Here is a 15,328-nt window from a genome sequence, read left to right on the forward strand (position 1 = left end):
ATGTTTAAGTTTTGCTTACTTCATAAATCCGACTACCAGCGCGTTCTCCGACCTGCGACAAGCCATGCGCCGACCAGAATCAGCGCGGCCGCAATCAGGTAAAGCCCCCAGCCCCAGAACAGCATGATGACGAAGAACGAGATCGATACGAGCGCCAAAATGATGGCCGCTGTAAGCGGCACCTTGGGATGGGACATTTCAAATAGGTGATACTCGTACAAGCCGATGGCGACCCCGAACACCAGCAGCGGCCACAGGACCTGCATGTGGTGCCATCCCAATGCGATGCAGAAGAAAAAGATCAAGGCGCTGACCGTAAGAATAGCCCCGGGTATGAGCGCGACTGTCGGCAGCATGCGGCCGAAGAACAGCACGTGCAGCAGTATCCCGGGGATCAAAACGAACAGCGGCCAGAAATTCGTTCCGATAAACGCGAACAACCCCAGCTTCCCGAGCAAAATAACCGCTCCGGCGATCAAAAAGACGATGCCGATCGCGTAATTATTTCTCGACATGCAAGCTTCCCTTCTCTCGACGCGATATTAACAATATAAGAACGTATAAGGCGGCTGCTTATACACGGCTTATATTCCCCAAAGGCAGAAACATCCAAACCTATGCAAGTACCGGTCGTAAGCCGTTTCTTCTTGTCATTCCTATAGTTTAATGGAATGGAAGGCAAAAAACCAGTACGGTTCGATCTTTTTCGCCATAAAAAAAGACGCACAGCCTCATCTGCGAAGACGAAGCAATGCGACAACGATGACAAGCGGCACGCACAGAACCGGGATCGCATGCTCTAGCGTGTGCAGCGAGGCGAGATGAGGAACAAGTAGCGGGTCATGAACGAGCATCTCCCCCGCGGCGAATCCAAGCAGCCCACCGCCTAGATATACGAGGAGCGGGAATTTGACGAGCAGCTTGCTGAGCAGCTGGCTTCCCCAGATGATCATCGGTATGCTGAGCGCGATGCCGAGCAGAATTAGAATCGGCTCGCCGTCCGCAACGGCCGCGACGGCCAGTACGTTATCCAAACTCATAATGAAATCCGCCGCAATGATCGTGCGTACAGCCTGTCCGAGCGAGCCTGCCCTCCGAACCTGTTTGGCGTCATCTTCATGTTGTCCGCCTGCCGCGTCCGTCACCAGCTTGACAGCAATGATGAACAGCATAAGCGCGCCGGCAATCTGGATGAACGGCAGTTCCAAGAGCGTTATGGCGACCAAGGTCAGCAAGCAGCGCAGCGCGACTGCGGCTCCCGCTCCCCACCACACCGCTTTCTTGCGTTGTTCCTTCGGCAGCTGCTGGGCGGCAAGCGCGATGACGACCGCGTTATCGCCGCTCAACAGGACGTTGATAAACACAATCTCAATAAACGTTACAAGGCTGTCCAAGGGATCCTCCCGCATAAATGGATTATATGTAACTTGTATGTTCATCCGGGGAGGGATATGTCCCAAATTTTTTTGAATCCATCTTGGACTTCCGCCGTAATTAATGTAGTCTATGGAGATGTAGAAGAAAGGGGCAATAGAAGTTGGAACTATTCTCACTCGAGTTTTTCTCAGCCTTGCTCACCATCGTGTTCATCGACCTGATCCTTGCGGGCGATAACGCGATCGTCATCGGCCTGGCTGCGCGGAACTTGCCGAAGCACCAGCAGAAGAAAGCGGTCATCTGGGGCACGGTAGGCGCGGTCGCCATACGCGCCGTGGCGACGATGCTGGTCGTATATCTGCTCGATATCCCTTGGCTGTTGCTCGCGGGCGGCATACTGCTTCTCTGGATCGCCTACAAATTGTTGGTGGACGATAACAACCACGGCGACAACATCAAAGCCGGCAATACGCTGTGGCAATCGGTGCGCACGATCATCATCGCCGACGCGGCGATGGGTCTTGACAACGTCATTGCCGTCGCGGGCGCCGCGCATGGCGATTACCTGCTCGTTATCTTGGGCCTCATTATCAGCATTCCGATCGTCGTGTGGGGCAGCACGCTTTTCATCAAGCTGATCGGCCGCTTCCCTTGGATCGTGTACGTCGGCTCGGCCGTCCTCGCTTACACGGCGGCGAAGATGATTACGCACGAACAGAAGATTGCGTCGTTCTTCGACGAGAACGAGCTTTTCCGCTGGTCGTTCATGATTCTGATCGTCATCGTTATCGTCGCGGCAGGTCTGTGGAAGAATAACGCGAAAGCCAAACACGTAACCGAAAAAAGCAGAGAGACCCACTAGGTCCTCTGCTTTTTTGCTAGTTCATCCTTATTTCCTCTAGATTAGAACCATTCATCCTCGCCCGCCTTGTGCACCTGCGACAGCTCATCCGGCTTGATTACGATGGTCTCCGTCGTTCGTACAGCCTCTTCGATCATCCCCGCCAAATTCGGCACGAACGATTCGACTTTCCGCACCACGTTCAAGTTCGGATTCGTGCTTGGCGATCTCGGCACGAATAACGTGCAGCAGTCCTCGTAAGGCAGAATGGACGTCTCGTACGTACCGATTTCCTCAGCGAGATTAATGATCTCCTGCTTGTCCGTCATAATGAGCGGCCGAAGCAGCGGCAGGTCGATATCGCGACCGATGACGTTCATGCTGCCGAGCGTCTGGCTTGCGACCTGTCCCAAGCTATCCCCCGTCACGATGCCGAGCGCTTCGGACCTCTCCGCGAGCAGCTGACCGATCCGCAGCATCGATCGCCTCATCAGCGTAATGATCAGATGGTCTTGGTTGCACTGCGTGAAGGAGGTCTGGATGTCCGTAAACGACACCAGGTGCAGCTTCAGCTTCGCGCCGCTAATCTCCGATAACCTGCGGGCAAGCGTAATGACCTTGTCTTTGGCCTGCTCGCTTGTGAACGGATAGCTGTGAAAATGGATCGCTTCGATTTCCAGCCCTTTGCGCATAGCCAAGTACCCGGCTACCGGACTGTCGATGCCGCCGGACAACATGAGCATCGCCTTGCCGTTCGTCCCGTAAGGGAAGCCGCCCGCCGCGGGAATCACGTCGCTGAACACGAACGCCCCTTCCGGCTGAAGCTCGACGCGCAAATGAACTTCCGGCTTGCGTACGTCGACCTTGAGCTCCGCCATGGCACGAAGCACATGGCCGCCGACGAGACGATTCATCTCCTGAGAATCGTGCGGGAACGTCTTCACGACACGGCGGACGGACACCTTGAATGTGCGGGGCTCGGACGGCTGCTCGCGCATGACTTCCAGCGCTGCGGCGCGAATGGCTTCCAAATCCAGCTCCGTGTGCCGCACCGGCGAGAAGGAGACGATCCCGAACACGTGCTTCAGTTTGGCCGCTGCCGCCTCGTAAGACTCTCCGTTCAGCTGAATGTACAGCCGACCGAACGTCTGGATCAGTTTGGCCGCCGGGAAAGGCGTCATGACGCGCTTTACCTGCTCCACCATTTTCCTCTCAAAATGTTTACGGTTGCGTCCTTTGATGGTAAATTCGCCAAATCGAATCAATATCATGTCTGGTGCTATCATGTGGTCTCGTTCCTTCCTTCCTTGCGTTCCAGGTGCGAGAGCGCCGCCACGGTATCCCGCAGCGCCTGACCCAAGCTGGCGACCGCATGCACGTCATGCTCGTCGCCGAAGCTGACCCGAATGCCGCTTGAGGCGATGGCGTGGGGCAGCCCCATCGCTTCGAGTACACGGCTTGGCTTGCTGCTCTTGGAGGAGCAAGCTGATTGGGTCGATACGAGGAACCCCCGCTCCTCCAGCATATGAATGACGACTTCAGGCTTCATCCCCGGGTAGGAGAAGTGTACGATATGCGGCGCCATGACGATTCTGCCCTGCTCGTCCTGGACCGCCTTGCCGCCATTTGGCCGAAGCTGGGGCATCTCCGCTATGACGCCGACCAACTGCTCGCGCAGCGCGCTCATGCTGCGGATCCGCTCCGGCTGCTCTTCCAGCGCCAGACGGAATGCTTTGGCCGTCGCGACGATCGCTGGCACATTTTCCGTTCCCGGCCGTCGTCCAGCCTCCTGGCCCCCGCCCGTGAGCAGCGGAGCGAGCGACGTGCCTTCTTTGGCGTACAACAATCCGCATCCGCGGGGACCCCCGATTTTATGAGCCGAGGCGCTGAAGAGATCGATGCCCCAATCCCGGAGACGGATCGGGAGTTTGCCTGCGCTTTGTACGCCATCCACATGGAATAACGTCTGACGGCGGCCGCGCAGCATCTTCCCGATCGCCTCGATCGGCTGAACCGCCCCCGTCTCGTTGTTGACGTGCATGACGCTGACCAGAATGGTATCGTCCGTTAAAGCTGCCTCGACCTGTTCCGGCTCTATGCGTCCTTCCCCGTTCGCCGGCAAATACGTCACCTGGAAACCTTCCGCTTCCAGCGCTCTGAAAGCTTCGTAAACCGAAGCATGTTCCATGCGGGTTGTAATGAGATGCCGGCCCCTCCCCTTATAGTGCCGCGCCGCGCCAAGGATGGCCATGCTGTTGCTCTCCGTCCCGCCGGACGTGAACGTCCATTCGTCCGCTTCCGTCGCGAACGCCTCTGCGATTACGGCACGCGCGCGAGCCAGCAGCTTGGCTGCTTCGAGCCCCGCCCGGTGCAGCGAGGAAGGATTCGCGTAATGCCGCTCCATGACTTCCGCCATCGCGCGGATGACTTCCTTCTTCGGCGGCGTGGAGGCACAATGATCGAAGTAATGCATGGATTCCCCTCCTTTATGCAAACAAAAAGAAAGATCACGATCCGGCGCACGACGCGAACTCGGCGCGCTGTGCGGCTGACGTGATCCCCCTTAAAACCGTAACGTCTTACGCTGTATATTCGCCCATAGCGCCAAGCACTTTGCCGACGTACTTCTGCGTCTCCTTCGGCAAATTGCCCATCAGCGCCGTAAAGTCTTCGTTCGTCTTGATTCCGGCGCGGTCGACTCGGCCCGGACCTGCATTGTACGCCGCCAAAGCCGCCTTCTCGTTGCCGCCGTACTTGTCCAGCAAATAAGCCAGAAACTTCGTGCCGCCTTCGATATTCTGCTGCGGATCGAAAGAGTCTGTCACGCCGAGTCCTCTCGCCGTTCCGTCCATGAGCTGCATTAGCCCTTTCGCCCCGGCACCCGACTCGGCATTGGCGTTAAACGAAGATTCGGTGTCGATGACGGCTTTGATCAGCGACGGCGACACGCCGTATTTCGAACCCGCCTGATTGATCAGTTCGTCATACGACGAATTCGAACCACCGGATACCGGGGCCGAGCTTAGCTCCGTGCCGCTAGCTTGCGAGATTCCCTGCTGCGCGGCCGAACTACCGTAAGACGCGGCTACTAGCGGCTGAAGAAACATCGCCGAGGTCGAATCGTTGTTTAGCGCTCCCGCATTCGACAAAGCGGACAGCGCGGCGCCATTGCTGTCGGGATCCGACATCAGCTGCTGGAGCACCGCATTAAACATGGATGCATTATCGGTGCCGCCGCTCGCGTTGGAGTCAGCTGAACCAAGATTCGAAGACATTTGAAGCTGAAGCAGTGTCTTGAGTACGCGCGGATCGATGTTCATAAGTTCGCCCCCTCTGATCGGTATGTCAGCGATATGGATGATGACAAAGTATGTACTTATTCTACATTTTTTCGCGCTTGTCCGCTAGTCGTGCCGGTCGTTTTTTATATGGAAAAGCCGGCGGGAATGCCCACCGGCTCTGATCTAGGTTAGCGCATAGTAAAGAGGAATGAGAACGAGATAAGATGCTGCTGCGATCAACCCGAGCGTCATGGACCAAACGCCAAGCCCGCGGCTGCCTTGACGAAATGCGACGAATCCGATGAATGCGGCCGACAATCCAAGCAGTACCGGCCATACGAACCACGACATGATGGCGATGATCAAGCCCGTCCAGCCCGCCGCTCTGCCGGCTGAACGCGTGGCGCGTACGCTTTCTTCCCGGCTTCGGGAGCGCCTGTTCAGACCGGTAACGGGTACGGCGAATTCCGCGGCCATCTCTTCCTTGAACGCATCGTCGTCCTTGCGATTACACCGTCCCACTTCCGGACACGTCTCCGTGTCGTCATAGGGACTGTATTCCCGTGTCTGTTCGCGATCCATCGGCTATTCCCCCTTTGGCTTAAAGGTGTGACAGCAAGTGGTTGCGGAATCCTTTGCTTTGTCTTGATGCAGGAAGCCTTCCTCCGCCATCTCCGCGCCAAAATCGGAATGCGCATGCCGATCGATCTCTACGTGGATCTCCTTCGCGTTGCACTGGTTGCCCTGGCCCCAGAACGAACAGTTGGATACGCTGCAGCTTACGCCATTCGGCATAAATCAATCACCCCCGTCATCAAGTTGCCCTGATGCGGGGGTGCATTATGACTGTTTATTTTTGCCCTTGCATTCTGCGCGCGGTCATGTAGTCGTTCTCGTAATAAGCGAGATCGTCACGCAGCTCTTCGAAAATTTTGGAAACGGAAAGCACGATATCGCGCGCAGCCCGCACTGGTTTACTGCGGAAGCGAATCGCGTCTTGGCCCGTATATGCGTAGCGTCCGTCTTCGGAGTAGCATTCGTTCTTCGGATAGAAAAAGGCATTGACGGATTGATGATACACTTCGTACAGCGCGCGTTCGGCAAACTCGATATCAAACGTTGGACGTCTCAGCGCAACGCCGAGCTTCTCGACGGCCACTTCCGAAAAGACGAGCAGATGACGAAGATCGGACAGCAACCCTTTATAAAAAAGCTCTGCTTCATTGCTTTCATCTTCTGCAGCAAGCTGTGGAAGCGCGTATGCATTCAAAAACGTTTCCAGTTGGCCAATCGCTTGCTTCAGTTTCTCCCTGGTTGATTCGCTGAGCGGTTTCACGTTTGTCGATGGCATAGGTAGATCCCCTTTCATTCTCCAAAACAAAACTTCAAGGCAACAACATAGTACCACAAAATGCTGGGGGATGGTACTCCCGATTACACCTGAAAACCGTATAATTTCATGTCCAGGGCTGAATCTTAAGCGTGAGCGAAACCGAGCAGGACGGCTTCGATTTCATTTTCCATCACATTATAGGGATAAAGGAGCCTGATTACGCATGCGACGCAAATGGATAGGCTGGTTCGCCGCGGCTGCAGCCGTTGCTTTTCTCATTCCGATCACGCCTTGGTTTGGCGCGCCTACGGACAACGACCACAACTTGAAGAGACTGCAGGCCGATCAAGCCAAGACACTGAATGCGCACCATGAGCATACGATGAAAATTCGGGCGGTCCAGGAGGACATGAAAGCGACGGCCATGCTGTGCTCGAGCGAATGCAGCATCAATTTCCGCAAGCTGATGACCTCTTCGACCAAAGGAAAAGCGAGATCTGAGCATCTGCGCCAAATGATGGATAAGCATAAACAGATGGTTTATGTCCAATGGCTGCAAAACGGCGAGACAACGACGCAAGGCGTCGTGCCGTATCCGCAATTCCCAGATATGAGCGAAGCGCTTGCCGTCGCCCTCGCGAATCTCAAGCAAGGCAAAGAATTTCACTCCAATACAATCGAGCCAGGCGGACATCGTTACGTCGTCATGACCGTCCCAAGTCTCCGCATGAAAGGCGACGGCGTTGTCGGCATCATCCGACAGGACTTGGTCAATAACATCGGCATGCACCAGCGCCGGAACCTAAGGCTGGTTCCGTATCCGGCTGAAGGCAAGTATAAAATCGAATCGGTCAAACCGAACACGATGCAGGACACGACAGTCAACAGCGGTGAAGATAACGGCAACGCGAGCCATTACCACATTAACGAGGTTGTCGTGAAATTCCGTCAGACGCCAACCGACGCCGACCTGGCGAAGATCAAGCGCGATCTGGCCGCTCAATTCGTCCGTAAGCTCGGCTATACGTATGTCATCCGTTCCCAGCACCATCTGACCGAAGACATGATGGCGTATTTGAAGAAGAACTGGGATGTGCTGTACGTGGAGCCTCATTATTTGTATTTAACCAATGATACGGCCGTTAACGCGAACCGTTCCATTGTGCCGAACGACGTGCTGTACTCGGATTATCAATGGAATTTGCCTTCCATTGAAACCGAGAAAGGCTGGAGCGTATCCAAAGGATCCGGTGTGCTGATCGGCGTGCTCGATACCGGCGTACAGCTGGATCATCCCGATTTGGTAGGCAAGCTGGCTAAAGGCAACAATATGGTGTCGCCGGACTCGCCGTCCGATGATGACGTCGGCCACGGCACCCATGTAGCCGGGATCATCGCCGCCAATGTGAATAATAACGAAGGAGTCGCCGGCATCTCTTGGTACAACAAAGTTTTACCGGTCAAGGTGCTGGATGCGAGCGGCGCGGGCTCGACTTATTCGGTTGCCGAGGGCTTGATCTGGGCCACCGATAACGGGGCCAAAGTCATTAATATGAGCCTAGGCAACTATGCGCAGGCGGAATTTCTTCACGATGCGGTCAAATACGCCTACGACCACGATGTTGTCTTGATCGCGGCCAGTGGCAACGACAATACGGAAAGGCCGGGCTTTCCCGCCGCTTATCCGGAAGTGCTCGCCGTCGCATCGACTGACCCGGACGGGGCGAAGTCGTCCTTCTCCAACTACGGCGACTATATCGACGTCGCGGCCCCGGGCGCCAGCATCGCCAGCACTTATCCAGGCAGCCAGTACGCGGCGCTGTCCGGCACATCGATGGCCAGCCCGCATGTAGCAGCCCTTGCCGGCTTGATCCGCTCGCTCAATCCGAAACTCTCGAACAAAGAGGTTATGGATATTATGCGCCATACGGCGAGGGACTTGGGTAAGCCTGGGAAAGACCCGTACTTCGGCTACGGACAGATCGATATTGTCCGTGCGCTTGAAGCGGCGAAATCAGCGAAGATCTCTCCGTAACATCTCAGCATTCGCAAATGTCAGGGCATCGGCTGTCTCGATATGGCATTGGGCAGTGCTGCGGCTAAATTTGCGTGAAGCAAAAAGGCCTTCCGCGATTCCGAAGGAGTTCCTTCGGAAAGCGGAGGGCCTTTGTTTGTTAACAAGAGAAAAGTTCGGAAAGTTTGCCGTAAGCCGGGTTCTGTACTTCCGGTGGTCCGAACGGGAACAACCCTCCCACCATTGAAGCGACAATCATCTATCTAGGCCTGCCATTGCTAACAGGCTCAAGCGACACACCCGAACGCTCCCCGGGCAAGGGCGCGCTTAAAGCGCTGCGTTCTCTCGGTCTTGCTCCAGATGGGGTTTACCAGCCCCGTTGTCGCCAACGGCGCTCGTGGTCTCTTACACCACGGTTCCACCCTTGCCTGTGCCTGCCTTGCGGCCGGCCATCGGCGGTCCATTTCTGTGGCACTATCCTTCGGCTCGCGCCGACTGGACGTTATCCAGCATCCTGCCCTATGGAGCCCGGACTTTCCTCTCGCGGCCGAAGCCGCCAGCGATTGTCTGTCAAACTTTCCGGTGCTTAGCTAGTATACACGGAATGAGGCGCAAGCTCAAGCGGGTAACGTTTGGCGGCTTCGCCAAAACGCTGCCAGCTACACGAACCGAAACACTTCGGTCGAAATGTCCGATGCCACCGCAACGGTCGCGTATTTGCGCTCCGCCAATTGTTGGCCCAGCCATTCGGCCACGCGAGGTTTCATGATTTTCTCGATATTATGGCCGGCATCGACGATTGCAAGTCCTGCCGCAAGCGCGTCATGCGCGGTGTGGTAATCAATATCGCCGGTGACCAATACGTCTGCGCCGGCGAACAGCGCATGACGGACGTAACGCGCGCCGGAGCCGCCCAATACGGCCACTTTGCGAACCGCTTGCCCCTGCTCGCCTACGATTCTGACCGCCGGCACGTCGAATACCTGCTTGACGCGCTCTGCGAACTCACCGAGCGTGGTCGCCTCCGCCAGCTTGCCGACTCGTCCAAGACCGAATGTACGGCCCTTCAGATCCATCGGATATAAATCATAGGCAACTTCTTCGTAAGGATGCGCCTTCAGCATCGCCTGCACGACGCGTTTCTGGACGCTTTGCGGCACGATCGTCTCGATGCGCATCTCCGGGACGCGCGCAAGCTTGCCCTGCTCGCCGATGAACGGATCGGTTCCGTCGCCGGGGACGAATGTGCCCGTCCCTTCGATGTTGAAGCTGCAGCAGCTGTAGTTTCCAATCTCGCCCGCGCCCGCCTTCCACAGCGCCTGCAGCACCTGTTCGTGATGATCCTGCGGCACGAACACGACGAGCTTATTCAGCTTGTCGGTATGTACGTCTTCCAGCGCGGCCCGCTTCTCGCCATCAATCCCGAGCATATCCGCCATCCAATCGTTGATGCCGCCTTCGGCTACATCGAGATTCGTATGCGAGATATACACGGCGATATCGTGTTTGATGAGCTTCTCGTACAATTTGCCCGCCGGCGTAGATGTGTCGAGCTTCGCCAGCGGCCGGTAAATAATCGCGTGATGCGCGATGATCAATTCCGCACCGAGCCGGATCGCTTCCTCCACGACGTCGTCGGTCACGTCGAGCGCGATCAGCACCTTCGTGATGTCCTTCTGCAGGGTGCCCAGCTGAAGGCCAATCCGGTCATTCTCCACCGCGTAATGTTTCGGAGCCAGCTGCTCCATTAGTTGGATGACGGTTTGTCCGTTGGCGTACATGCGAGCACCTCCTGGATTTGTGCGATTTCCATTCTGAATTCGGCTTCCTTCGCGCGGGCATCCGGCGTATCAGAGCCGGCCATCTGCGCGAGGATCCGCTCCAACTTCCCGATTTCATGCTCCCATTTCTTATGAAGCGTTAAGGTAGGTTGACGGAGCAAATGCGGCCCCATGCGATAAAGCCAGTTCGTCCACAACTCCGTTTGGGAAGCCGGCTTGTTCAGGAACGACGGATCATACAAGCCCGCATTATCGGACTCCTCGGATGGCATCAGCACGGCATGCAGCACTTCGTAGAACCGGCCGTCTTCTTCCAACACCGTCTCGTCCGTTAGCGTCCAGCCATGACGCACCAGCCAGCGGCGGACGAATTCCTCGCCCACGTTCGGCTGAAGCACGAGCTCCCGAACCCCCTCCAGTTTGCCGGAAAGCCTGCCAGCCTCCAGAATATCGGCCATGAGACTGCCGCCCATCCCCGCAATCGTCACGGTATCCGCTTCACCTGGATGAAGCACGCACAAGCCGTCGCCTTGACGCACCGCAATAACCGCCGTCAGTCCGGCGCTGGCCGCCGCTTTGCATGCCGCCTGATAAGGTCCAGTATTGAGCTCGCCCGCAATCGCGGACGGTACACGGCCGCTTTGAACGAGGTAGACCGGCAGCAATGCATGATCGGAGCCGATATCCGCCGTACGCGAACCAGGGGTAACCCGATCCGCGATTGTTTGCAATCGTTTCGATAACTTCATCATACTTAAGCAACCCACGCAATCCATTTTTTTCGCAAGGCGAAGAGCAATCCGCCTTCCACCACGATTTTAACGATTAATTGAACTTGAAACCACCCTTGCTCGTCCATGAACACCGCGGTATACAGCTCCGGCATCAGCCACACGATAGCGGACGTGGCGAACAGGACGGCAGCAATGCTTTTGGACCAGCGATGGAAGAACCAGCTGCACCAGCCGAACACGATCGACAGCGGCAGCCAAAAAATTTGCACCTCGTACCACTGTGGTTCGTTCGCGTTGCGGGAGATGAGCAGCCCGTAGACGAGGAAGGACGCGATCCAACCGCCGAGATGGAGCAGCGGAATTCGCGCGAGTATGCCAATCGCCACCCAGAACAGGGAACAGAAGCCGAGCCAGCTTACCTGCCAGCCCCACTGCTCCAGGCCGTGAAGCTGCAGCATATAGATGCCCGCGCCTAACATCAGCAGCATGCCGATGCCGATCAACCCGATGCCGACGGTCTCGTTTTTATCCCGAAAACGTTGTCCAAGCAGCAGCAAAAGGACGACGCCAGAAGCCGTTACCCCTATTTGCAATAGCGGGTGAAAAGCGTTAAAATGAAGTACAACGAAGCAGATCAAGGAAAAAATGCCAAATGCAAGGAGCCAACTGAGGCCGGAAGCCGTCTTGATGGCTTTCACCGCTTTGCCTGACAAATAGACGGGTTCCCTGACTTCGCCCGTCTCTAGATACAAGTTGAGCAGAAAATCGCAGTAATGTTCCGGGAGCAGCTTGCTCCGCTGCCAATGCTCGATTTCCCGAATGATCGTTTTACGACGTTCCTGATCCATGTAAGACTTCCCCTCATGTTAGCGCTGCCCTTGAAGGAAAAGGGACCTCGCTGCTTGCATGGCAGAGGGTCCCCTTTCGATTATTCCAAGAAATCTTTCAATCGTTTGCTCCGGCTAGGATGACGCAGCTTACGCAGCGCTTTCGCTTCAATCTGACGAATCCGCTCGCGCGTAACGCCGAACACTTTGCCGACTTCCTCCAACGTGCGCGTTCTGCCGTCGTCCAGACCGAAACGCAGACGAAGCACATTCTCCTCGCGTTCAGTGAGCGTATCCAGCACATCTTCCAATTGTTCCTTCAACAGCTCATAAGCAGCCGCATCAGCTGGCGCGAGCGCCTCCTGATCCTCAATGAAGTCTCCCAGATGCGAATCGTCTTCTTCACCAATCGGCGTCTCGAGCGATACTGGCTCCTGCGCGATTTTCATAATCTCGCGAACCTTCTCGGTGGACAGGTCCATCTCCTGCGCGATCTCTTCCGGGCTTGGCTCGCGGCCGAGCTCTTGCAGCAGTTGTCTGGACACACGCACGAGTTTATTGATCGTCTCGACCATGTGAACGGGAATCCGGATCGTACGCGCTTGGTCTGCAATTGCGCGCGTGATCGCTTGGCGAATCCACCATGTCGCATACGTACTGAATTTATAGCCTTTCGTATGGTCGAACTTCTCGACCGCCTTGATCAGGCCCATATTGCCTTCCTGAATCAGGTCAAGGAACAGCATGCCACGGCCAACATAGCGCTTGGCGATACTGACCACCAGACGAAGGTTCGCCTCGGCCAGACGGCGTTTCGCCTCTTCGTCGCCATGCTCGATCCGCTTCGCAAGCTCAACCTCGTCATCGGCGGAGAGCAGCGGCACGCGGCCGATTTCTTTCAAATACATTCGTACCGGGTCATTGATTTTGATGCCTGGCGGGAGTGCCAAATCGTCGTCGAAATTGAAGTCGTCGTGCTCGCGCTCCTGGTCGTCCCCCCCAATGCTCGGGCGGTGATCTTCGTCGCTTTCATTGACCACTTCAATGCCGTGATCGTCGAGCTGCTCGAAGAACTCGTCGATTTGTTCCGGGTCTTGATCGAACGGGGAAAGCTTCTCCATGATATCTTTGTACGTTAATGTGGATCGTTTCTTCCCCTGTTCAATCAGCTGTTCCTTGACAAGATCCAGCTTCTGTTCAGCATCCAATTCAGTATGTTGATCGTTCGCCATAATACGACTCCCTCCCCCCTAGAAATATAAGCCTACCGTTGCTTTATATTGCGTTCTAGGGTATTGATCTCAATTCCAATTCTTGCAGCCAATAACATGTCGCCGGAGCGCTCTGCACGCACCATTTCTTCTCTTTTCCGTTCGATCTCCCGCTGCAGCGGCACTTTGCGGATTTCTCGGATAAAGTCCTCCAGCAGTCCCTCGTCGAAAGGGAAGTTATCCTCCGTCATCAGGATCGAAGCGGCTGTCCGTTCCAGACGGTCGTCTTGGAGCAAAGCGATAAACCGGCTGACATCGGGATCATGGCCTTGCGCATAATAAGCGTATAAATAAGCAGCAAGCGCTGCGTGATCCTCTACGTTAAATGCGTCTCCGAGCTTGTCGTGCACGGCCTGCGCGACCTCGGCATCCTGCAGCATCCGGGCCAGCAGCCTGCGTTCGGCGGACTGGTAAGCCGGCAAAACCGGCGGAGCTTGCGGGATAGCGGGCGTATTGGGCACACGACGGTTTTCATTCCTACCAGTATTCCACCAATTGTCGTTCTTATCCCTTTGCGGTTTCATTTTGTAGGACTTTTCCCGGTGATGGAAGACGTCCTGTTTGAGCACCTCAATAGGTATATCGAATTCCCGGGACAAATCTTTGAGATAGATTTCCCTTTCAATTGGAGAGTCCAGCGCGGCGATAATGCCGGCTGCTTCAAGCAGGTAATCCTTGCGCCCTTCTTCTTCTAGGAGTATATGGTTTTTCTTGGCATATATTAGCTTAAATTTCGTGGCCGACACCGGGTGCTCGATCATCTCGCGCATAAACGCGTTCGCGCCATGCTTCTCGATGTATTCGTCCGGATCCATCCCTTGCGGGAGCACCGCCACTTGCACTTTAAGCCCCGTCTTCTCAAGCAGCGGGATCGTCTTGAGCGCGGCGGCCATCCCCGCATTGTCGCCATCGTAACAGATGATTGCCTCGTCTACGTTCCGTTGAAGGAGCGCGGCGTGTTCCTCCGTCAGCGAGGTGCCCATCGAGGCGACGCCGTTGTTCACGCCGGCGCTCCATGCTTTGATAACGTCCATATACCCTTCGAATAAAACAACGCGCCGATGCTTGCGCATGTCCACGCGAGCATGATGAAAATTGTACAGGTTCCTGCTTTTGTTGAACAAACGCGTCTCCGGCGAGTTCAAATACTTGGGCTGGCCTTCGCCCATGAGCCGCCCGGCGAGCGCGATCGTCTTTCCTTCCCGGCTCCAGAGCGGGAACATGATGCGCTCCCTGAACCGGTCGACATAGCCGCTTCCGTCATTCTTGGCAATGATCAATCCGCCCTTCTCCATAAGGGCCAGATCGAATTTGCGCTGGTCGAGGAAACGCACGAGCGTATCCCATTCCCGCGGCGCATAACCGATGTTGAAGTGATCGATTTGCTTGTCGGTGACGCCCCGATTCCGCAAATAGGCCATCGCCTGCTGGCCATGCGTCGTGTTCTTCAACAGGTAGTTATACAATTTGGCGGTCAGTTCGTGCGCTTCGATCAGCTTCTCTCGCTCGAGATCCGCCGGCGAGGGCGCCGCATCCGCAGCCGTCCAATCGAACGGGATGCCAGCTTCCTGCGCCATGACCTTCACGGCTTCAGGGAACGAGTATTCCTCGATTTCCTGAATAAACTTGATAGCGTTGCCGCCCGTTCCGCATCCATAACAGTGAAATATTTGTTTTTCCGGCGTGACCGTGAACGATGGCGTACGCTCGGAATGAAACGGGCAAAGCCCTTTCATGTATTTCCCCTGCTTGGAAAGCTGAACGTATTTGCCCACCGTATCTACGATATCATGATGCCGAAGTACCGCTTCAATGACGGAATCCGGTATTTTCTCGTAAGCCAATGAACTTCACCTTCATCCAAAATGA

15 protein-coding genes and 1 other RNA gene are annotated in these 15,328 nt (G+C 55.8%); 2 read left to right on the forward strand and 14 right to left on the reverse strand.

The window, feature by feature from the left end; translation table 11 throughout:
* Positions 1–32: 32 nt before the first annotated feature.
* Together ACFFSY_RS05885 and ACFFSY_RS05890 are read right to left on the reverse strand one after the other, a co-directional pair.
* Complete coding sequence (locus tag ACFFSY_RS05885) at positions 33–515, reverse strand: hypothetical protein (RefSeq protein WP_377491290.1); 483 nt, start codon at positions 513–515, stop codon at positions 33–35.
* Between the two features lie 216 nt (positions 516–731).
* A complete protein-coding gene (locus ACFFSY_RS05890; RefSeq protein WP_377491293.1) occupies positions 732–1,394 on the reverse strand; it encodes a TerC family protein in 663 nt (220 codons plus the stop codon).
* Between the two features lie 143 nt (positions 1,395–1,537).
* Here ACFFSY_RS05890 and ACFFSY_RS05895 point away from each other — a divergent pair, with 143 nt between their 5' ends.
* Positions 1,538–2,239, forward strand: a complete 702-nt coding sequence (locus tag ACFFSY_RS05895) for a TerC family protein (protein WP_377491296.1) — start codon at positions 1,538–1,540, stop codon at positions 2,237–2,239.
* Between the two features lie 41 nt (positions 2,240–2,280).
* Here ACFFSY_RS05895 and thiI read toward each other — a convergent pair whose 3' ends face one another.
* The 6 genes from thiI to ACFFSY_RS05925 form a co-directional block, all read right to left on the reverse strand.
* A complete protein-coding gene (gene thiI, locus ACFFSY_RS05900; RefSeq protein ID WP_377491299.1) occupies positions 2,281–3,504 on the reverse strand; it encodes a tRNA uracil 4-sulfurtransferase ThiI in 1,224 nt (407 codons plus the stop codon).
* Entirely contained in the window at positions 3,501–4,691 is a 1,191-nt protein-coding gene (locus tag ACFFSY_RS05905) for a cysteine desulfurase family protein (RefSeq protein WP_377491302.1), read from the reverse strand. Before ACFFSY_RS05905 ends, thiI begins: the two co-directional genes overlap by 4 nt.
* Positions 4,692–4,797: 106 nt before the next feature.
* Positions 4,798–5,538, reverse strand: a complete 741-nt coding sequence (locus ACFFSY_RS05910; protein ID WP_377491305.1) for a lytic transglycosylase domain-containing protein — start codon at positions 5,536–5,538, stop codon at positions 4,798–4,800.
* Positions 5,539–5,682: 144 nt separating this feature from the next.
* Positions 5,683–6,081: a hypothetical protein gene (locus ACFFSY_RS05915; protein WP_377491308.1), complete on the reverse strand. Its 399-nt coding sequence runs from the start codon at positions 6,079–6,081 to the stop codon at positions 5,683–5,685.
* 3 nt (positions 6,082–6,084) lie between these two features.
* Entirely contained in the window at positions 6,085–6,294 is a 210-nt protein-coding gene (locus ACFFSY_RS05920; protein ID WP_377491311.1) for a DUF1540 domain-containing protein, read from the reverse strand.
* A 55-nt stretch (positions 6,295–6,349) separates the two neighbouring features.
* Positions 6,350–6,850 carry a YpuI family protein gene (locus ACFFSY_RS05925; RefSeq protein WP_377491314.1) on the reverse strand — a complete coding sequence of 167 codons (501 nt, stop codon included), beginning with the start codon at positions 6,848–6,850 and terminating at the stop codon, positions 6,350–6,352.
* 205 nt (positions 6,851–7,055) lie between these two features.
* Between ACFFSY_RS05925 and ACFFSY_RS05930 the strand changes: the two genes are divergently transcribed.
* On the forward strand, positions 7,056–8,867 hold the full coding sequence (locus ACFFSY_RS05930; RefSeq protein WP_377491317.1) for a S8 family peptidase: 1,812 nt from the start codon (positions 7,056–7,058) through the stop codon (positions 8,865–8,867).
* 155 nt (positions 8,868–9,022) lie between these two features.
* Here ACFFSY_RS05930 and rnpB read toward each other — a convergent pair.
* The 6 genes from rnpB to dnaG form a co-directional block, all read right to left on the reverse strand.
* Positions 9,023–9,425, reverse strand: an RNA gene (gene rnpB / locus ACFFSY_RS05935) — RNase P RNA component class A.
* A gap of 80 nt (positions 9,426–9,505) precedes the next feature.
* Positions 9,506–10,627: a Nif3-like dinuclear metal center hexameric protein gene (locus tag ACFFSY_RS05940; RefSeq protein ID WP_377491320.1), complete on the reverse strand. Its 1,122-nt coding sequence runs from the start codon at positions 10,625–10,627 to the stop codon at positions 9,506–9,508.
* Positions 10,594–11,379 carry a tRNA (adenine(22)-N(1))-methyltransferase gene (locus tag ACFFSY_RS05945; protein WP_377491323.1) on the reverse strand — a complete coding sequence of 262 codons (786 nt, stop codon included), beginning with the start codon at positions 11,377–11,379 and terminating at the stop codon, positions 10,594–10,596. Before ACFFSY_RS05945 ends, ACFFSY_RS05940 begins: the two co-directional genes overlap by 34 nt.
* Positions 11,380–11,381: 2 nt before the next feature.
* Positions 11,382–12,209 (reverse strand): hypothetical protein, encoded by an 828-nt coding sequence (locus ACFFSY_RS05950; RefSeq protein ID WP_377491326.1) that lies wholly within the window; start codon positions 12,207–12,209, stop codon positions 11,382–11,384.
* Between the two features lie 80 nt (positions 12,210–12,289).
* Positions 12,290–13,420, reverse strand: coding sequence for an RNA polymerase sigma factor RpoD (rpoD, locus tag ACFFSY_RS05955; RefSeq protein WP_148928466.1), 1,131 nt, complete (start codon positions 13,418–13,420; stop codon positions 12,290–12,292).
* Between the two features lie 32 nt (positions 13,421–13,452).
* Complete coding sequence (gene dnaG / locus ACFFSY_RS05960) at positions 13,453–15,303, reverse strand: DNA primase (RefSeq protein WP_377491329.1); 1,851 nt, start codon at positions 15,301–15,303, stop codon at positions 13,453–13,455.
* Positions 15,304–15,328: the final 25 nt, after the last annotated feature.

It is taken from the genome of Paenibacillus aurantiacus, from assembly GCF_042431225.1.
GTDB classification, from domain to species: Bacteria; Bacillota; Bacilli; order Paenibacillales; family Paenibacillaceae; genus Paenibacillus_Z; species Paenibacillus_Z aurantiacus.